The organism is Erythrobacter sp. AP23, assembly GCF_001542855.1.
In the GTDB taxonomy this organism is placed as follows: domain Bacteria; phylum Pseudomonadota; class Alphaproteobacteria; order Sphingomonadales; family Sphingomonadaceae; genus Qipengyuania.
This window is the reverse complement of sequence record NZ_LNBY01000001.1, coordinates 1-18,585: the sequence shown is the minus strand read 5'-3', so window position 1 is coordinate 18,585 and position 18,585 is coordinate 1. Positions and strand designations below refer to the sequence as shown.

Here is an 18,585-nt window from a genome sequence, read left to right as displayed (position 1 = left end):
CCCGTTGCGATGCAGTATGTGCGCGCTTTTTCATTCAACACGCTGCTTAGGGACTCATGGAGTGCGGTGCCAGCAAGGCGAAAGGATGAGATTCCAGTACCATCTGCCTTTTCATCGATGCGAGGAAGATCTCTCTCATCGTTGATGCGGATCGCCTCGGTATCGGCCAGGATACGATAGACTGTCCGATCGTACTCGCTAAACACTAGAATTTCGCAATCACCGTCCTAGGTGAACTCGGACAGATCATAGTGAGGGCCATTATGCCGGCCCATAAAGATGCAAGCGGGGTAAGTAACGCGCAGGAGATGCAATCTCCTGTCGCCCACATTCTCAAACGGAGTTTCCCAACGGCTTGCGGCGACCCGTGAATCATCAGTCATATGTGGGGCAATAAGGAGCCGGCCGACCCGCCGCAATCCACCTGGGCTGCTTCCTTCCGGACCTGACCCGGTGAGCGAACGCTAACGTCCGACCGACTCCCGACGCGCCATATGGCGGTATGTTGGTGCAGTTTCAAGCTCTCAGTCATTGCAAGCATAACGAAGCAATCCAGTCCTGTGCTTACTGGATTGCCGCGTCGCCTGCGGCTCCTCACAATGACTATAAGCTACCGAAAATTATCGGCGTAAGCCTGAAGCTTGAGCCCCTTCGGAGGCGTGGCGTGGACGCGGGCGACGATGCCGTATTTCTCGGCATAGGCCTTGGCCTCGTCCTTGCTCGGAAAGGTCAGCTGCACCTGTGCCTGGGTATCGCCGCTGCCGGTCCAACCCATCAGCGGGTCGGCCTGGCGTGCCTCGGACTGCTCGAATTCGAGCACCCACTCATCGGTGCGGGCCTTGCCCGACTGCATGGCGTTTTTCGGTCGCTGGTAGATTCTCGCGGTCATGGAGCTGCCCTGTAATTCAACCTTCCGAGCGTGAAAAGGCGTTCTTGGTCTTCAAACTGGGCTTTTCCGCCCAAGGTTCCTCGGGCCAGCGATGTTTCGGATAGCGCCCCTTCATGTCCTTGCGCACATCCGCCCAGCTTCCGCGCCAGAAACCCGCCAAGTCTCGGGTCGACTGGATCGGGCGCCCGGCAGGGCTCGTCAGCTTGAGCAGAAGCGGCGTCTCATCGACCATCGGGTGCCGTTCCAGTCCGAACAGCGCCTGCACGCGCACCTCGACGCTGGGGGCATCGTCGCCTGTATAGTCGATCCGGTGGGTCGTACCGGCCGGCGACGTAAACTCGCGCGGGGCCAGCCGGTCGAGGCGCTGCCGGCTGTCCCAGTCGAGCTGGCCCAGCAGAGCATCGACGAGCTTCCCCCTGGAGACTTCGAGATCGCGCCGACCTTGTAACAGGGGAGCGAGCCAAATCTCCGCGGTCTCGGCCAGCCCTGCGCTCGTCAGCTGCTCGATCCCGGTAAAGCGGGCGCGAGCAAGCAGCTCTGCCGGAAGCAGTTTTGCCGGGTTCTCCAGAGCCTTTTCCACAAGCATATCCACAATCGCCTGTGAGTCGGGCTTGGGGTCGGGACCGCGCGCCAAAGTGATCGCCCCAAGCCGCCGCTCGAGCAGGGCCTCGACCCGCTCGCCGGTCCAGCGCAGCACCTGCCTGCGCTCGAGCCGTTCGGGCAACCACCGCTCGATATCGCTCTCTTCGAGCGCGATGGCCGAGGTGATCCGCGCGCCCCTGGCCTGCCCCTGCGCGTCCCCGACGACGAGGAACTCCGATCGCGCCAGTGGCGATGCAGGATCGAGCACGAAGCCCCGCCCTCCCGCGGCGACCCAGTGCTCCCCCGCCTTGTCGCGCCGCTTGGCGATAAACTCCGGTCGTCCGGCGGCAAGCAGAATGCCCGGTGGAGGGAGCGTGGTCGAAGCCTCTTCGTCTGAAAGAGTCCGGGCGCGTTTCGCCCAGCGCCCTGCAAGCTTGCGACTGGCTTCGGCCCTGGCTCCGCGATCGCCATTCCAGCGCGAAAGGCGCGTCTCGAGATCCTCGCCGCGCCCGCCAAGTCCGCGTTCCTGCAAGAGCAAGGCAAGCCGCGCGGCCTGTTCGGCTGCGCCGTGCTCGGCCCCGAAGAGCACGGTCGCCGCTCCCTGCGGGTCGAGCGGAAGTTGCGCCAGCTTGCCGCCCCGCTCGGTAATCCGGCCTTCCGCATCGAGCGCATCCAACGCCTTGAGGGTCTGCCGCGCTGCGCTGATCGATGCAGTCGGAGGCGGGTCGAGCCACGCCAGCTCCCTTGGATCGGTGCTTCCCCATTGCGCGAGCGCCAGCACCAGCGGCGCGAGATCCGAGGTGAGCATTTGGGGTGGATCGTAAGGCGGACGTCCGCCGTGCCCCGCCTCCTCCCACAGACGATAGGCGACACCCGGCCCTTGCCGTGCCGCGCGGCCTGCGCGCTGCGCCGCTGCCGCCTGACTTGCGCGATGTGTAACGAGATGCGTCGTTCCTGCGGCGCGGTCGAACTCGGCCCGACGCGAGAGTCCTGCATCCACCACGACCGAAACCCCGTCGAGCGTCAGCGAGGTTTCGGCAATGGCGGTCGCCAGCACGATCCTGCGGCGCCCCTCGCGATCGCGTTGGATCGCAGCGCGCTGTCCTGCCGGATCGACCTGCCCGTGAAGCGGCAGCACGATTGCCGCAGGCAGGCGCGCTTCCAATCGCTCACGCGTCCGCTCGATCTCGCGCACGCCGGGCAGGAACACGAGGATATCGCCCTCCTCCTCGCGCCACGCGGTTGCGATAACGCTGGTCACCGCGTCTTCGACCGGGATTTGCGGGAAGGATCCCGACCATTCGATGCGAAGCGGATGCGCCCGCCCCTCGCTTTCGATGACCCGAGCGCCGCTGCCAAGCAGCTCGGCGAACTGCGCGCCGTCGATCGTGGCCGACATGACCAGCACGCGCATGTCCTCGCGCAGCACGGCGCGGCTCTCCAGCGCAAGCGCAAGACCGAGGTCGCTGTCGAGATGCCGTTCATGCGCCTCGTCGAACAGCACCGCCGAGACCCCTGTGAGCTCCGGATCGGCGAGGATCGTGTTCACGAAGATCGCCTCGGTCACCACCAGAACTCGCGTTTTTGCCGAGCGCTTGCTGTCGAGGCGGGTGAGGTAGCCGATCGTCTCGCCCGGCCTCTCGCCCAGCATTTGCGCCATCCGTTCGGCAGCCGCCCGCGCAGCAACCCTGCGCGGCGAGGTGAGGATGATGGTGCCCGTACACCAGTCTTCATCCAGCAATTCGGGCGCCACGGCAGTCGTCTTGCCCGCCCCGGGCGGTGCGACGAGGACTGCCCCGGTCTGCTGGCGCAGCACGCCGAGCAGATCGGGCAATACGGTGGCGATAGGGAGGTCGCTAGTCACTCAGTCGCCCTACCCGCTCGTGGCGAGGATAGTCGAGACACATCGCTGCGATATCTCGACTGCGCGCTACGCTCGATACAAACGGTGAGTGTCTAATATCCCCGCGCGACCGCAAACAGCGCAGCCTGGGTCATCGCCTGGCGTGCCTTGCAGTCGGGGAAGATCGACAGCGCATCGATCGCGCGCTGCGCGAAATGGCGAGCACGGGCCTTGGTATCGGCCACGGCGTCGTGGCTCTCGATCAAGGCGGTGGCGTGATCGAGGTCCTCGTCCCCGGTCCGGAAACCGCCAATGGCGGCCTTCCAGAACTCGCGTTCTTCCTGATCGCCGCGGGCATAGGCGAGGATCACCGGTAGCGTCATCTTGCCTTCGCGGAAATCGTCGCCGCGATCCTTGCCCATGGCGGCCGCATTGGAGTCGTAATCGAGCGCATCGTCGACCAGCTGGAAGGCGACGCCGAGATTGCGGCCATATTCGTCGAGCGCCTGCTCCTGCTCGTCGCTGCATTCCGCGACAACGGCGGAGATACGGCTTGCAGCGGCGAACAGCGCCGCGGTCTTGGCCTGAATGATGTGGAGGTAACGCTCCTCGCTGGTGTCGATCTTGCGCTGCGCGGTCAGCTGGTCGACCTCGCCCTCGGCGATGATCGCGCTGGCGCCCGACAAGATCTTGAGCACCTTGAGACTGCCGTCCTCGGTCATCAGCTCGAACGAACGGCTGAAGAGGAAATCGCCAACCAGCACGGTCGCCGGATTGCCATAGATGATGTTGGCCGCCGCCTTGCCGCGTCGCAGATCGCTCCCATCGACGACATCGTCATGCAGCAGCGTGGCGGTGTGGATGAACTCGACCGCGGCAGCGAGCTTGTGATGGCGCGTTCCGCTATAACCGACCAGTTCTGCCCCGGCGAGCGTCAGCATGGGACGCAGCCGCTTGCCGCCGCCCGAAATCAGGTGGCCGGCGAGCGCGGGGATGAGCGGCACTTCGCTCTGCATACGGTCCAGGATGACCTGATTGACCTGGTTCATGCCATTGGCGGTCAGCGCCAGCATGGGTTCGATCGAGCCCTCGGGCTCCGCACGCTTCAAGGGGATTACGTCGGCAGACATTTCGCCTTGGCCATGGTCTGCCCAAGCTTTCTTGGCAAGACGGGATTTCTTGTTAGCCTGATCGCATGAATGACGCGCCCCAGAACGATCCCGTCCTCGCCGGCTTCCGCAAGAGCATCGACAATATCGATGCAGCCCTGATCCACATACTGGCCGAGCGTTTCCGGATCACCCAGGCGGTGGGCGAATACAAGGCCAAGGTCACGCTACCCCCGGCCGACCCGGCGCGCGAGCAGCAACAGATCGCACGGCTGCGCAGGCTGGCGGAAGAAAGCGAGCTCGATCCGGAATTCAGCGAGAAATTCCTGCGCTTCATCATCGACGAAGTCATTCGCCACCACGAGCAGGCCAGACGGTAGCCGAAACGAAGACCCCGGCGACTCCGGCGGACCGAGAAATGGCCATTCCGAAGGCGATGACGGCGCTTTCGCCTGACGGCCCGCGGCACGGTCAAATCCCATCGCGCCTGTGCCGTCTTGGTCCCGGCCATTCTTGTCCTTCAATGCCAGGACAAAGTGCCGTCGAGCGCTGGGCCAGGGGTCCTACGAGGCCCGCGGCAGGCGGAGCTTGACCAACAAGCCTCCCAGATCCTCGCTGGCGTCTAGAGCCACCGATCCTCCGTAGATCTCCGCCACGTCGCGGACGATCGACAGGCCGAGGCCGGTTCCCGGCTTGCCGGTGTCCAGCCGCGCGCCGCGATCGAAAATCCGCGCGCGTTCGCCCTCGGGAATGCCCACACCATCGTCCTCGATCCAGATTTCGCATTCCCTCGCGTCGCGGTTCGCATCGATCGTCACGAAAACGCTGCCCCCGCCATATTTGGCGGCGTTTTCGATGAGGTTGCCCAGGATTTCGTCGAGATCCTGGCGTTCGACGCAAACGGCCGCAGCGCGATTGCCGTCGAGGTCGAAGCGAGTCTCCTCATAGATCCGGGTCACTGCGCGCAGCACGCTTTCCGCGCTGGGCCAAACCTCCGCGCGCGCGTGACCGCTGGCACGCCTGCCAACGGCGCGAGCCCGGGCGAGATGATGTTCGACATGGCGCTGCATGGTCTTGGTCTCGCGGAAGACCAGCTCCGCCAGTTTGGGATCGTGCGCGGTTGCCGCATTGGTGAGCACCGTCAGCGGCGTCTTGAGCGCGTGGGCGAGATTGCCCGCATGCATGCGCGCCTCTTCGGCCTGCTGTTCGCTATGTGCAAGCAATGCGTTGATCTCTTCGACCAATGGCTCGACTTCGAGCGGCAGAGGCTCGGTAATCCGATTGGTCCCTTCGCTTCGCATGGCCTGAATGGCGTTGCGCACGCGGCGCAGCGGGGAAAGGCCGTACCAGCTTTGCAGCACGGCCAGTGTCATCAGGCCGATACCCAGTGCGGCGAAACTCCACACGAGGATCGAACGAATACGGCTTATCTGGAAATCCAATTCATCGCGCGCCGAAGCTACGGTGAAGGTCCACCGCGTATCGCTGTCGGGCAGGATGACCGTGCGCTCGACCATTCGCAACGGCTCGCCACGGAACTGATCGGAATCGTAGAAATGGGGGTCGTTGTCGATGTGATCGCCCTCGACCTCGAGGCTGCGATCCCACAGGCTCCGGCTCGGGAAAGGCTCATGCCCCTCGCCGCTGATCTGCCAGTAGACCCCGCTGTTGGGCTCGAGAAACCGCTGGTCGCCCAAAGAGCGGTAGAGCCGCACTTCACCGTCCATGTCGATCTCGGCCGAGGCAATCAGCGCCGTTTGGACATATTCGAGCTGCTCGTCGAAATTGTCCTGCACCAGTCGTACCAGCGTGCGATCGAGCGCGAAGCCGCCACCCAGGAGCAGCACGCCGATCCACACCGCGGCAATCGCTATCATGCGTCGCGCGAGACTGCGCTTCGCGGGCGGCGTGGCGATGGTTACCGGGTCATCGGCGGACGCAGCGGCGGCCCGGTCGTCACCGACCGCCGCCGCCACGCCGGGCTCCTCTTCAGGCGCGCGGCTGGTCGGCGGGGTCGTCGAGGCTGTACCCAAGTCCACGGATCGTCGTGATCACTTCCGCACCCAGCTTCTTGCGGATACGGGTAACAAAGACCTCGATCGTATTGGAATCGCGGTCGAAATCCTGATCGTAGATATGCTCGATCAGTTCGGTGCGGCTGACCACCTTGCCCTTGTGGTGCATCAGGTAGCTTAACAGCTTGTATTCCTGCGCGGTCAGCTTGACCGGTTCGCCCTTCAGCGTGACGCGGCCCGAACGCGTGTCGAGACGCACGGCGCCCGCGGTCAGTTCGCTGGAAGTATTGCCCGAGGCGCGACGGATCAGAGCGCGCAGGCGGGCGATCAGTTCTTCGGTCTGGAAGGGCTTGGCGAGGTAATCGTCGGCGCCCGCATCGAGGCCTGCCACCTTGTCCGACCAGCTGTCGCGTGCGGTCAGCACCAGTACGGGGAACTTGCGCCCTTCCTTGCGCCACATGCCGAGCACGGTCAGCCCGTCGATCTCGGGCAGGCCGAGGTCGAGAATGACCGCGTCGTAATCCTCGGTGCTGCCGAGGAAATGGCCGTCCTCGCCATCGGTGGACAGGTCCACCGCATAGCCATTTTGCTCGAGCGTCGATTTGAGTTGCTGGCCCAGCGTGGGCTCGTCCTCGACGATCAGGATCCTCATGAATGTCCGTCCTTGAATGATTTGTGTCGCGTTTCGTTCATGTAGATGAACGCGTCAACCTGAACGGAGTTTCGCTGCGGCAAATCAGCGGCTGCGGCGCAGCACCTTGCCAGTGCGCGCATCGACATCGACATACATCACGCGGCCGTTCTTGATGAACTTGAGGCGGTAGGCCATCGCGGTCGAGTCATAAGCCGGACCGAGATACTCCGCGCCGCGCATGGTCGGCAGGATACGCGCCTCGATATCGCGCAACTGCATGATATTACCCGCACTCATCTCGCGCCGCGCCTCGCCCTGTTCGGAGCGGGGCTGCGCATAGGCGGGGCTGGCCATGATCGGGCCGCCGACCAGCCCGAAGGCGAGAAGGGAGGCGAATAGGCGTTTCATGATGCGACCCTGCCTAGGCGAAGCGCATTGAACAAGGTGTGAATGTTCGCGAGCCTCACCATTCAGGCTAGCGCGTCATCTCATATTTGACAGTAATGGTAACGCCGGTACTTACTTCACCCGGCTCGATCGGTGTCGCAGCATCGCGGGACGGCGCGCTGGCAGTGCGCACCATCGCTTCGGGACGCGGACCGAAGCGCTGGAAACTTTCCGAGACTTCGAGCAGGCGAACCTCCGTGTAGCCGGCCATCCGGGCGTAATCCTCGGCCATCGTCCTACCGCTTTCGAAAGCATTGGCCCGCGCCTCGGCCTTGGCGGCGACATCGTCCTCGAGCATGAAGTTCGGGCCGTAGATATTGTTCGCGCCCGCAGCGACCAACGCGTCTAGGACTTCGCCCGTACGTTCGAGGTCGCGCAGTTTCACATTCACCTGATTGTTGACGGTATAGCCGGTAAAGGTCTGCTCGCCGGTTTCGCGGTTGAAATTGAAACTTGGATTGAGGTTGAAGTTGGATGTCTGGATATCGCGGCGATCGATACCCAGCGTGCGCAGCCGTGCAACGACTCGATCCATAGCTTCGGCATTCATCCGGACCGCCGCCTCGGCCGTGGCGGCGCGGGACATCACCCCTGCACCGATCTGCGCAACATCGGGGGCGCGGCGAACGATCTCGCTTACGGTCAGTTCGACGACCGGCCCGGGCGACTGGATCTGGATTTCGGCTGCCTGTGCGCTCGACGCCATGGCGGCAGCGGCAAGGGTGGGAATTGCGAAACGGATCATCGGCTTGCTCCTTGTCGATTGCGCAGACTGTCTGTCTTGCAGCGTTACGGCTTGCTGAACACATCCGTTCCCACTTTCCTCCGCGTACGCTTGGCGCTAGCCCACCGGGCCGAATGAGGGGAAGATAATGAAAAGCTGGAAAATCGCGCTGGCCGCGCTGGCCGCCATGGGAGCGCAGCCGCTTGCCGCACAGATGCAGGCGGTTCCCGACCGCGCCATCGACGAGGGAGAAGGACCCTTCGGCACGCTACTGATCCGCGGCGCAACGGTAATCGAAGGCACCGGTGCCCCACCCGCCGGCCCCATCGACATCATGGTCGAAGGAAACCGCATCGCCGCGCTCTATCCCGGCGGCGCTCCGGCGGAGCAGGCGCAGGCCGCGCAGCGCGTGATCGATGCACAGGGCATGTATGTTCTGCCCGGCTTCGTCGATACGCACGGCCATAACGGCGATCCCGCCAAAGCGGCTCAGCCTTCCTACGGCTACAAGCTGTGGCTTGCGCATGGCGTGACGACGGTGCGCGGCGTCAGCTTCTATTTCGGTTCCGGCACACCCGACATTTCCGATGCCGAGCGCAGTACGGCCAACACGATCACCGCGCCGCGCCTGATCCCCTATGCGGTGTTCGGCGACAAATGGTCGCGCGGTGCGCCCGATACACCGGCCAAGGCGCGCGATTGGGTGCGCTGGGCCAAGGCGCAGGGGTACTGGGGGATCAAGTTCTTCAATTCGGCCACGCCGCAGGTGCTCGCCGCAGCCCTGGACGAGGCGGAATTGCAGCAGATGGGCACCGTCGCGCATCTCGCGCAGACCGGCGTCGCCGAAGTCAATGCGCGCACGGCAGTCGAAAGCGGGCTCGACGGGGTCACCCATTTCTACGGTCATTTCGAAAGCCTGCTGAAAGACAGCGCGCTTCCCTATTATCCCGAAGACTACAATTACTTCGACGAGCAGTCGCGCTTCGGCTGGGTCGCGCGCTTGGCCCCGCAGGCTGTCGAGCCAGGCAGCGACAAATGGGAGGATTATGTCGATCTTCTCGTCGACAGCGACGTGACGCTCAGCCCCACCTTCAACATATATTCGGCCAGCCGCGATGTGATGGCAGCCAAGACCCGCGACTGGCACGCGAAATACACATTGCCCTCGCTGATGGACTTCTACGCGCCTAGCGCAACCAATCACGGCAGTTACTACAAGGACTGGTCGAGCGAGGACGAGGTCGCCTGGCGAAACTTCTACGCCAAGTGGTTCGACCTCACGAAGGATTTCCATGACCGCGGCGGACGCGTCACGGCAGGTTCGGACCCCGGTTACATCTACCAAACCTGGGGCTTCGCCTATATCGGCGAACTCGAAATGCTGCGCGAGGCGGGCCTTTCGCCGCTCGCAGTGATCCGCGCCGCCACGATAGACGGCGCGCGAGAAATCTACGAACCGCGAGGGGTGGAACCGCCGATGGGGCGGATCGCCGTAGGCCAGCTCGCCGACCTGGTGATCGTGCCCGAAAACCCGCTTGCAAATTTGAAGGTACTCTACGGCACGGGGCATACGCGGCTCAATTACGAAACCGGGGCGATCGAGCAGGTCGGTGGCGTGCGCTGGACCATCAAGGACGGCATTGTCTACGACGCCCCCGCCCTGCTGGCCGACGTCGCGCGAATGGTCGAGGAGCAGCGCGCGGGACGCTAGGCGCTTGCAGCCGGGCCCGCGCGCGCCTACCTCGCGCGGCCTATGGCACAGCCCCCGATCCTCAGCCTCGAAGGCATGGCCCTACAGCAGGGCGGCAAATGGCTGTTCGGCGGGCCCGATCACGACCCGCTTGACCTCCATATCGGCCCGCGCGACCGCATCGCGCTGATCGGCCGCAACGGCGTGGGCAAGACCACGCTGTTCCGTATGATCGACGGACAGATCGAAACCGATGCCGGCACGCGCAAGACGAAGCCCGCGATGCGGATCGTGCTGCTCGAACAGGACCCCGACCTCTCCGGCCATGCCACGCTGATGGACTGGGCGCTGGCGGGCGAACACGCGCCGCAGGAACATGAGGTGGAGGCCATCGCGGGCCAGCTTGGTATCGACATGAGCCGCGAGACCAAGGGCGCGAGCGGCGGCGAGAAGCGCCGCGCCGCTATCGCACGCGCGCTGGCGCAAGACCCCGACCTGCTGCTGATGGACGAGCCGACCAACCATCTCGACCTTAGCGCCATCGACTGGCTCGAAGGGTGGCTCGAGCGCTATCGCGGCGCCTTCCTCGTCATCAGCCACGACCGGACCTTCCTCAAGCGTCTGACCCGCACCACGCTGTGGCTCGATCGCGGGAACCTGCGCCGCAAGGAAGTCGGCTTCGGCGGCTACGAGGCCTGGGAAGAGCAGGTCTATGCCGAGGAAGCGCGCGCGGCGGAAAAGCTCGACGCGAAGCTCAAGATCGAGGCGCACTGGCTCGAACGCGGCGTGACCGCGCGGCGCAAGCGCAATCAGGGCCGTCTCGAGAAGCTGTGGCAGATGCGCGCCCAGCGGGCCTCCATGATCTCCGCCGGCGGCACCGCCAAACTCAAGCTCGCGACCGAGGAGGATTTCAAGTCGAAGTCGGTCATCGTCGCCGAGAACATCACCAAGAGCTACGGCGATCGCACGATCATCAAGCCGTTCTCCCTACGCATCCAGCGCGGCGACCGGATCGGTATCGTCGGCGCGAACGGCGCGGGCAAGACCACGCTGCTCAAGATGCTCACCGGCGAACTGGCGCCCGACAGCGGCACGGTGGAGATCGCCAAGACGCTGACCGGCGTGATGATCGACCAGCAACGCCAGTTGCTGACCGCCGACAAGACCGTGCGCCAGGTGCTGGCCGAGGGCGGTGACTGGCTCGACGTGCGCGGCAATCGCAAGCATGTGCAGGCCTATCTCAAGGACTTCCTCTTCGATCCCAAGATCGTCGACATGAAGGTCGCGGTCCTCTCGGGCGGTGAACGCTCGCGGCTGCTGCTCGCCCGCGAGTTCGCCAAGGCTTCGAACCTGCTGGTGCTCGACGAGCCGACCAACGATCTGGACCTCGAGACGCTCGACCTGCTGCAGGAGGTGATCGCCGACTACGAGGGCACCGTGCTGATCGTCAGCCACGACCGCGACTTCCTCGACCGCACCGTCACCCTGACGCTTGGCCTCGATGGCACGGGCCGGGTCGACGTCGTCGCTGGCGGGTACGAGGATTGGGAGCGCAAGCGGCGCCAGCCTGTCGCGGGGAAAGCCAAGGCGGCCAAGCAGACCGGCAAGCCCGCGCCGCCTCCGGCCCCCGCCCCCAAGTCGGGCAAGCTCTCCTACAAGGATCGGCGCGATTACGAGTTGCTCCCGGCACGAATCGAGGAGCTCGAGGCGGCGATCGCCAAGGGCGAGGCGATCCTGTCCGATCCCGATCTCTACAGCGCCGATCCGCAGAAATTCGCCAATATCTCTAAGGGCCTGGAGAACGCACGCGCCGAGAAGGACGCGGCCGAAGAGCGCTGGCTGGAGCTTGCCGAGCAAGTCGAGGCATGAGCCTCCAGGCCGAAATCGCGGCCTGCCGGATCTGTGCCGAACACCTGCCGCATGGCGTGCGCCCCGTTGCCAGTTTCTCGCCCACCGCGCGGCTGCTCATCATCGGCCAGGCTCCCGGATCGAAGGTCCACGAAAGCGGCATCCCCTGGGACGATGCCAGCGGTGATCGCCTACGCGACTGGACCGGGCTGACCAAAGAGCAGATGTACGATCACGCGCAGGTCGCCCTCGTGCCGATGGGGTTCTGCTATCCGGGCAAGGCCAGCGGCGGGGACAAGCCCCCTCGTCCCGAATGCGCGCCGCAATGGCATGGCCACGTGCTCGACCTCCTGCCCGAAGACCGGTTGACGCTGCTAGTCGGAACCTATGCGCAGGCGCACTATCTGCCCGCGGCGCGCAAGCTTTCCATGACCGACCGTGTGCGCGCCTTCCGCGACTACCTGCCGCGCTTTCTGCCCCTGCCACACCCCGCCTGGCGTTCGACCATCTGGATGCGCAAGAACCCGTGGTTCGAGGCCGAGGTCCTGCCCGAGCTCCGGCGACGCGTTTCCGACACCCTCGATTAGTCGGCTCCGACTCGCACCATGTGTGATACCCTCCCTTGCGGACGGGCAGCGAGAGGAGTGCAGCATGGCAATCGAGCAGATGGCGAAGGATTTCACCAAGGCCGTGGCGGAAGAGCGGGCCGACGATTACCAGGCCTATTGGGCCGACGATATCGTCAGCCTAGAGCCCAATGACGGACCGATGTCTCGCGTCGAGGGACGCGAGCAATTGCTGCAGAAACACGCTTGGTGGAACGAGAACGCCGAAGTTCATTCGAGCACCACCGACGGCCCCTATGTCTTCGGCGACCAGTTCGCGGTGAATTACGAGATGGACGTGACCATCGACGGCGAACGCAGCCAGATGAAGGAAGTCGGCCTCTATACCGTGAAGGACGGCAAGATCGCCGAGGAACGCTTCATGTACGGGCAGCAATAGACCGCAGCTCGAATAGAGGATTCGCCGAAAGCGTTTCCCCAGACATGGACCGCATGGACCACTGTCCTGGCGCAAAAACCGGCCTCACCCGATCCGGTAGAAATCGGCCACCCGGTCGAGCGCCAGTTTGAGCACCAGCTTGCCGCTGCGAGCGGGCCACTCCAGCGCCTTTTCGGCCGCAGGCACCCCCTCCCCGGCGCAGGCTACGCGCCAGAGGATGTCGGAAAGCCCCGGCCCCGCTTCGGCCATGGCTGCATCGAAGCGCTCCTTCGCCGCGATCTGACGTTCCGAGGGCGTCAGGCCGTTCGCGCGCGATCCTCCGTCTACGCGCACCGGATCCCAACGCATGGTCACCGATGGCGCAAGCTGCGCGCGTTCGTAATCGGCGCGCAGCCGCTCGCCCGCATCGAACTGGCGATCGGTCAGATGGCCGCGCGCATGCAGCCAGGTAAGCGGGCTTTCGGCGAGATTGACGGTAACGCTGCGACGTTTGGGAACGGCGCCGCTTCCGCGGCGCGGGCCTTCTTCGGTCAGTTCGCGTTCGACGAGCTTGCGGCGCATAGACTTCTCCTCGGTGGGTAAACAATTCCCTTGCGCCGGGGCGGTTCATGTAGGAAAGACATAAAACCAAATCGGTTATCGGTGGGGAGGGACCGAGTGATCAATCGCATCCGCGACATCCGCAAGCAGAAGGGCTGGACACTTGCCGACCTCGCCGAAGCTTGCGAACCGCCGACCACACCGCAAACCGTCGGTCGGCTCGAAACCGGCATGCGAAATCTCTCGCTCAAATGGATGGAACGGATCGCCGCCGCGCTCGAGGTCGATCCCGAAATGCTGGTTCGCAGCGAGAAAGCGGGCCATCCGCAGGTTGTCGCCACTCTGGCCAAGGACGGGCCGGAAGCCCTGCCCGCGACACGCGATGCGCTGCTTGCCACCGACCTCGGCGGCGATGGCGCGCTGATGGTGCTCGATATCGACTACCCCCATGGCGAATACCGCCCCGGCGACCAGCTCTGGCTGCGCCAGCTCGATCCCGCCGAGGCGGGGCGTGCGGTCAATCGCGATGTTCTGGTTCCCAAAAAGGGCGGCCGGTTCGCCTTCGGACGCCTGATCGACCGACAGGGCTCGCTTGTCGGCATCCTGCCCCCCGGCCATGGAGAGAAACAGCAGGTGGTCGACAATCCGGCCTGGATCGCCGTCGCCGAAATGCTGGTGCGGCGCCTGTGAACGTACGGAAAAGCCGCCGCGTCCTGTCGCTTTCGACACTGTTCCCCAATTCGGTCCATCCGCGCTTCGGAATCTTCGTGGCGAAATCGCTCGAAGCGCTGCAGCGCGATACGCATTGGGATGCGACCGTCATCAATCCCATCGGACTGCCGCCGGTCGCCTTGGGGCGGTACAAGCCGCTCGCGGCGGCTGCGCGGGAAGGCCACGAATTCGGCATGGACGTCCACCGCCCCGTCTTCCGGCTGCTCCCCAAGGTCGGCGGTCGCCTCAATCCGAAACTGATTGCGAAGTCGGTCCTTCCCCTCGCTCGCAGGCTGCACGCCGAACGGCCCTTCGACCTCGTCGATGCGCAGTTCTTCTATCCCGACGGGCCCGCCGCGATGCTGATCGCGCGCGATCTGGGCCTGCCCTTCTCGGTCAAGGCGCGCGGGGCGGATATCCATCACTGGGGTGCGCGCGGGTACGGGCGCGATGCGCTACTGGAAACAGCTCGCGAAGCGGCAGGTGTGCTGGCAGTATCCGAAGCGCTGGCCGACGACATGGCGACGCTCGGCATGGAGCGCGATGCGATCTCGGTGCACTATACCGGGCTCGACCGCGACCTGTTCCGCCCGCTCGACCACGTTGGATTGCGCGCGCGACTGGCGAGCACCTTCTCGATTCCGCTGGATTCCGACGACACGCTGCTCGTCACCGTCGGTGCGCTGATCGAGCGCAAGGGTCAGGCGCTGGCCATCAAGGCGCTCGCCGACCTGCCCAAGGGCCGGCTGCTACTCGTCGGCACTGGTGAGGACGAAGCCAGCCTGCGCGCATTGGCCAGGGAAGTCGGCGTCGCCGACCGCGTGCATTTCCTCGGCAGTCTCGCGCCGTCGATGCTGCCGCCGATCCTCACCGCGGCGGATGCCATGGTGCTGCCTTCTGCCAGTGAGGGGCTGGCCAATGCCTGGGTCGAGGCGCTCGCCTGCGGCACGCCGCTTGTTATCACCGATGCGGGCGGCGCGCGCGAAGTCGTCACCTCGCCCGAAGCCGGAGTGATCGTGGCGCGCAATTGCCGAGCGATCCGCGAAGGGATCGAACTGGTAGCCGACCGTAGCCGCTCACCAGAAACGGTGGCGGCGACGGTCGAAAACTTCAGCTGGGCGGCGAATGGCCGGGCATTGGCGGACCATTTCGACAGCCTTGTATCCTGATCCGTTCAGACCAGCCCGCGCGCCTTCTTTTCCTGCTGGTCGGCGACCGTTTCGGTCGGTACGAAGCTGTCGCTGGTGACGCCCAACCATACGAGGATCGGAGCGGCCGAATAGACCGAGCTGTAGGTGCCCACGAACAGGCCCAGCGTGATGGCAGCTACCATGCCGAAGAGACTGGCTGGGCCGTAGAGCAGCAGCGGGAGCAGCGCCACGAACAGCGTCAGCGAGGTCATCACGGTACGGGCCAGCGTCTCGTTGACCGAAAGGTCGAGCAGCGCGGGAAGCTCCATCTTGCGATACTTCTTCAGGTTCTCGCGGATACGGTCGTAGATGACGATCGTGTCGTTGAGCGAATAGCCGATGATCGCCAGGATCGCCGCGATGATCTGCAGGCTGAATTCGAGCTGGAACAACGCGAACATGCCCAGCGTCAGGCTCACGTCGTGGAACAATGCGAACAGCGCGCCCACGCCGAACTGCCATTCGAAGCGGATCCAGATGTAAAGCGCGATCGCCGCCATCGCCGCGAGCAGCGCATAAAGCGCGGTCTGGCGGAACTCGCCCGACACCTTGCCCGAAACATTGTCGTTCCCGTCGAGGCGGAAATCATCATACTCCGTCTGCAATGTGCGGACGATGTCGTTCGCCGCCTCCTGCGCGGCCTCCTTGTCGGCCGACACCTCATCGGGCAGCCGGACACGGATCGAGACCTGATTGTCCTCACCGAAACGCTGGACCACCGGGCTGCCATAGCCGAGCGCTTCGACGTCGTTGCGCAGCTCGGCGATCGGCGCCTGGGTGCTTTCGGTAAAGGTCGCCCGCACTTCGAGACCGCCGGCGAAGTCGACGCCGTAATTGAGGCCCTTGGTGGCAACCAGCGCCCAGCTTGCCGCGATCAGCAGGATGCTGACGGCGAAGAAGGGCACGCGCCATTTGAGAAATCTGATGTTGGTGTCGTCGGGGACGAGCTTGAGCAGTTTCATATCGTCGCCCTCCTTATAGCACGATGTCTTTGGGCTTGGCCTTGCGCAGATAGCCGGCGACCCACATGCGGGTCAGCGTAAGCGCGGTGAAGACGCTGGTGAACAGGCCGATGATCAGCACCACCGCGAAGCCACGCACCGGACCCGATCCGAACAGGAACAGCAGCACGCCGGCGATGAAGTTGGTGATGTTGGCATCGTAAATTGCGCGGCTGGCTTCATTATAGCCGTTTTCGACGGCTGCGATCACCCGCCGCCCACGCTTGCGCTCCTCGCGGATACGTTCGTTGATCAGCACGTTGGCATCGACCGCGGCACCGATGGTCAGCACGAAACCGGCGATACCCGGCAGCGTCAGCGTGGTGTTGAGCGCTGCCATGATTCCGAGCAGCATGGCTATGTTGATCCCCAGCGCGGCGGTCGCATAGACGCCGAAGCGGCCATAGGTCGCAATCATCAGGATCACCACCATCACCGAACCCACTGCCATGGCGAGCATGCCGCGGCGGATCGAGTCGGCGCCGAGATCGGGGCCGACCGTGCGCTCCTCGATAACCGCCAGGTCGACCGGAAGCGCGCCCGAGCGCAGCGAGATCGCCAGTTGATTGGCGGTCTCGACCGAGAAGCCGCCCGAAATTTGCGCCGATCCGCCGCGGATCGGCTCGTTGATATTGGGCGCCGACAGAACCTGGCCGTCGAGAATGATCGCAAAGGGCTTGCCGACATTGTCGGTGGTCAGCTTGGCAAAGCGGCGACCGCCGTCACTGTCGAACTGAATGTTGACGACCGGTTCGTTTGTCTGCGGATCGAAGCTCTGCTGTGCACCGGTCAGATTGTCGCCGCGGATACCGCCCAGGCGGCGCACGGCGAGCGAGCTTCCCGCGAAATCCGACGTTTCGGCATAGGGAAAGATTTCCGATCCGGGAGGCGCGAGGCCCTGCTGGACATCGGACGGCAAGGCATTCTGGTCGACCAGCTTGAATTCGAGCTTGGCTGTCTGTCCGAGCAGCGCCTTGAGCTGATCCGGATCCTGCAGGCCGGGAACCTGAACCACGATGCGCGTATCGCCCTGACGGATGATTGTCGGTTCACGCGTGCCGAGTTCGTCGATCCGCTTGCGCACCACTTCGGTGGCGCTTTCCATCGCATCGCTGACCGCCTGGTCGAGCCCATCGGAGGTGGGCGTGAGGATCATCCGGCTGCCATCCTCGACGGCGAGGTCCCACTCGCGCACAAGGCGGGTGCCGTTGATCGAAGGCAGCAGCAATTCGCGCGCGCGATCGACCTCGCTCGGGTCGTCGAGCATGAAGCTCAGCCGCCCGTCGCGCGTCGATACGTCGCCGATGCGGATGCGCGGTTCGGCGCGGCGCATGATGTTGCGCACGTTCTCTTCCATGTTCTCGAGCCGCTGCGATTCGACCTGCGCGGCATCCGCCTCGAGCAGGATGTGGCTACCGCCGGCTAGGTCGAGGCCGAGATTGACCATCGGTTGCGGCAGCACGTCGGGCCAGCGCACGCTGGTCGCCGACAGCAGCGATGGCAGCGCGGCACCCACGCACAGGGCGGTGATCAGCCACAGCCAAATCTTACGCCAGGTAGGGAAATCGAGCATGGAAGGATGCGCCCTCAGTCTTTGTCGTTCGCGGCCGGCTTGCTGCGCGAGGACAGCACTTCGCCGATCGTATTGCGCACCGCCTTGACCGTCATGCCTTTGGCGAGCTCGACATGGACGAACTGCTCTTCGACCTTGGTAATCTTGCCGACGAGGCCGCCAGCGGTGACAACTTCGTCACCCTTGTTCAGCCCGGCCACGCGTTCGCGGTGCTGCTTCTGCTGGCGCATCTGCGGGCGCAGGATGAGGAACCACAGGATCAGCAGCATGCCCAGGGGCAGGATCCAGCCCGTCCATGCGGGCGGTTCGGCTGCGGCACTGCCGGCGGCGGCGAGAAGGTCGATCATCGAAGGAATACCTGTCGGAAATTTGAGTTGTGTCGGACCCGCAATTGGGAGGTGCCCGGCGCCTGTTCAAGCGACACGTGCGCTCCCTCCTGCGAAAGTGCCGGGCGGTTAGCAGCATTGCGGGGCCGGGGCAACGAAATGCCTGCGAACTGTGCTTGCCATGCACAAAGACGCGCCCTATAGGGCCGCCTCCACTGGTTTCGGGATGTAGCGCAGCCTGGTAGCGCACCATACTGGGGGTGTGGGGGTCGCTGGTTCGAATCCAGTCATCCCGACCAGTGGTTTCAATCACTTAGTTGGTCAGCACGCTGCGAGAAATCGGTTAAGTAATCACCGAGTAAGCACGCTGACCGATTTGCAGTTGGCTCGCCAGTTGCGTTGATCCTTCGTTCATCGGCGCTGAGTCCCAAACGGCTGCACGACAGACCGTCCGAAAT

General features: G+C 64.3%; 18 protein-coding genes, 1 tRNA gene and 1 other RNA gene. 8 read left to right on the top strand and 12 right to left on the bottom strand.

What is annotated here, in order from left to right; all coding sequences use genetic code 11:
- Nucleotides 1–391: 391 nt before the first annotated feature.
- The 4 genes from ffs to ASS64_RS00085 form a co-directional block, all read right to left on the bottom strand.
- Nucleotides 392–486, bottom strand: an RNA gene (gene ffs, locus ASS64_RS00100) — signal recognition particle sRNA small type.
- 124 nt (nucleotides 487–610) lie between these two features.
- On the bottom strand, nucleotides 611–889 hold the full coding sequence (locus tag ASS64_RS00095) for an ETC complex I subunit (RefSeq protein ID WP_067688040.1): 279 nt from the start codon (nucleotides 887–889) through the stop codon (nucleotides 611–613).
- 16 nt (nucleotides 890–905) lie between these two features.
- On the bottom strand, nucleotides 906–3,335 hold the full coding sequence (gene hrpB, locus ASS64_RS00090; RefSeq protein WP_067688037.1) for an ATP-dependent helicase HrpB: 2,430 nt from the start codon (nucleotides 3,333–3,335) through the stop codon (nucleotides 906–908).
- Between the two features lie 92 nt (nucleotides 3,336–3,427).
- Nucleotides 3,428–4,444 (bottom strand): polyprenyl synthetase family protein, encoded by a 1,017-nt coding sequence (locus ASS64_RS00085; protein WP_067688034.1) that lies wholly within the window; start codon nucleotides 4,442–4,444, stop codon nucleotides 3,428–3,430.
- A gap of 65 nt (nucleotides 4,445–4,509) precedes the next feature.
- On the opposite strand from ASS64_RS00085, the gene ASS64_RS00080 reads away from it, so the two are divergent.
- Nucleotides 4,510–4,803 carry a chorismate mutase gene (locus tag ASS64_RS00080; protein ID WP_067688031.1) on the top strand — a complete coding sequence of 98 codons (294 nt, stop codon included), beginning with the start codon at nucleotides 4,510–4,512 and terminating at the stop codon, nucleotides 4,801–4,803.
- Nucleotides 4,804–4,986: 183 nt separating this feature from the next.
- Here ASS64_RS00080 and ASS64_RS00075 read toward each other — a convergent pair whose 3' ends face one another.
- The 4 genes from ASS64_RS00075 to ASS64_RS00060 all read right to left on the bottom strand — a co-directional run bounded on the left by ASS64_RS00075 (nucleotide 4,987) and on the right by ASS64_RS00060 (nucleotide 8,264).
- On the bottom strand, nucleotides 4,987–6,462 hold the full coding sequence (locus ASS64_RS00075) for an ATP-binding protein (protein WP_369815328.1): 1,476 nt from the start codon (nucleotides 6,460–6,462) through the stop codon (nucleotides 4,987–4,989).
- Nucleotides 6,413–7,090: a response regulator transcription factor gene (locus tag ASS64_RS00070; RefSeq protein WP_067688028.1), complete on the bottom strand. Its 678-nt coding sequence runs from the start codon at nucleotides 7,088–7,090 to the stop codon at nucleotides 6,413–6,415. Before ASS64_RS00070 ends, ASS64_RS00075 begins: the two co-directional genes overlap by 50 nt.
- Before the next feature lie 84 nt (nucleotides 7,091–7,174).
- A complete protein-coding gene (locus ASS64_RS00065; protein ID WP_067688025.1) occupies nucleotides 7,175–7,480 on the bottom strand; it encodes a PepSY domain-containing protein in 306 nt (101 codons plus the stop codon).
- A 67-nt stretch (nucleotides 7,481–7,547) separates the two neighbouring features.
- Nucleotides 7,548–8,264, bottom strand: coding sequence for an SIMPL domain-containing protein (locus ASS64_RS00060; RefSeq protein WP_067688022.1), 717 nt, complete (start codon nucleotides 8,262–8,264; stop codon nucleotides 7,548–7,550).
- Nucleotides 8,265–8,391: 127 nt separating this feature from the next.
- On the opposite strand from ASS64_RS00060, the gene ASS64_RS00055 reads away from it, so the two are divergent.
- The 4 genes from ASS64_RS00055 to ASS64_RS00040 all read left to right on the top strand — a co-directional run bounded on the left by ASS64_RS00055 (nucleotide 8,392) and on the right by ASS64_RS00040 (nucleotide 12,786).
- Entirely contained in the window at nucleotides 8,392–9,954 is a 1,563-nt protein-coding gene (locus ASS64_RS00055; RefSeq protein ID WP_067688019.1) for an amidohydrolase family protein, read from the top strand.
- 42 nt (nucleotides 9,955–9,996) lie between these two features.
- On the top strand, nucleotides 9,997–11,802 hold the full coding sequence (locus ASS64_RS00050; protein ID WP_067688016.1) for an ABC-F family ATP-binding cassette domain-containing protein: 1,806 nt from the start codon (nucleotides 9,997–9,999) through the stop codon (nucleotides 11,800–11,802).
- Entirely contained in the window at nucleotides 11,799–12,368 is a 570-nt protein-coding gene (locus tag ASS64_RS00045) for a uracil-DNA glycosylase family protein (protein WP_067688013.1), read from the top strand. Before ASS64_RS00050 ends, ASS64_RS00045 begins: the two co-directional genes overlap by 4 nt.
- Nucleotides 12,369–12,432: 64 nt before the next feature.
- The gene (locus ASS64_RS00040; RefSeq protein WP_067688010.1) at nucleotides 12,433–12,786 is read left to right on the top strand and encodes a nuclear transport factor 2 family protein; all 354 of its coding nucleotides are present in this window, start codon (nucleotides 12,433–12,435) and stop codon (nucleotides 12,784–12,786) included.
- An 84-nt stretch (nucleotides 12,787–12,870) separates the two neighbouring features.
- Here the strand turns inward: ASS64_RS00040 and ASS64_RS00035 are convergent, their stop codons facing one another.
- Nucleotides 12,871–13,347: a DUF6456 domain-containing protein gene (locus ASS64_RS00035; RefSeq protein ID WP_067688007.1), complete on the bottom strand. Its 477-nt coding sequence runs from the start codon at nucleotides 13,345–13,347 to the stop codon at nucleotides 12,871–12,873.
- Nucleotides 13,348–13,443: 96 nt separating this feature from the next.
- Here ASS64_RS00035 and ASS64_RS00030 point away from each other — a divergent pair, with 96 nt between their 5' ends.
- Nucleotides 13,444–14,016, top strand: coding sequence for a helix-turn-helix transcriptional regulator (locus tag ASS64_RS00030; protein WP_067688004.1), 573 nt, complete (start codon nucleotides 13,444–13,446; stop codon nucleotides 14,014–14,016).
- Entirely contained in the window at nucleotides 14,013–15,206 is a 1,194-nt protein-coding gene (locus ASS64_RS00025; protein ID WP_067688002.1) for a glycosyltransferase, read from the top strand. Before ASS64_RS00030 ends, ASS64_RS00025 begins: the two co-directional genes overlap by 4 nt.
- A gap of 5 nt (nucleotides 15,207–15,211) precedes the next feature.
- On the opposite strand, the gene secF is transcribed toward ASS64_RS00025, so the two are convergent.
- Genes secF through yajC form a run of 3 tightly spaced genes read right to left on the bottom strand, consistent with a single transcriptional unit; the run spans nucleotide 15,212 to nucleotide 18,148 of the window.
- Nucleotides 15,212–16,189 carry a protein translocase subunit SecF gene (gene secF / locus ASS64_RS00020; RefSeq protein WP_067687999.1) on the bottom strand — a complete coding sequence of 326 codons (978 nt, stop codon included), beginning with the start codon at nucleotides 16,187–16,189 and terminating at the stop codon, nucleotides 15,212–15,214.
- A 13-nt stretch (nucleotides 16,190–16,202) separates the two neighbouring features.
- A complete protein-coding gene (gene secD / locus ASS64_RS00015; RefSeq protein WP_067687995.1) occupies nucleotides 16,203–17,801 on the bottom strand; it encodes a protein translocase subunit SecD in 1,599 nt (532 codons plus the stop codon).
- A gap of 14 nt (nucleotides 17,802–17,815) precedes the next feature.
- Nucleotides 17,816–18,148, bottom strand: a complete 333-nt coding sequence (yajC, locus tag ASS64_RS00010) for a preprotein translocase subunit YajC (RefSeq protein WP_067687992.1) — start codon at nucleotides 18,146–18,148, stop codon at nucleotides 17,816–17,818.
- 201 nt (nucleotides 18,149–18,349) lie between these two features.
- On the opposite strand from yajC, the gene ASS64_RS00005 reads away from it, so the two are divergent.
- A tRNA-Pro gene (locus tag ASS64_RS00005) sits at nucleotides 18,350–18,426 on the top strand.
- Nucleotides 18,427–18,585 lie beyond the last annotated feature (159 nt).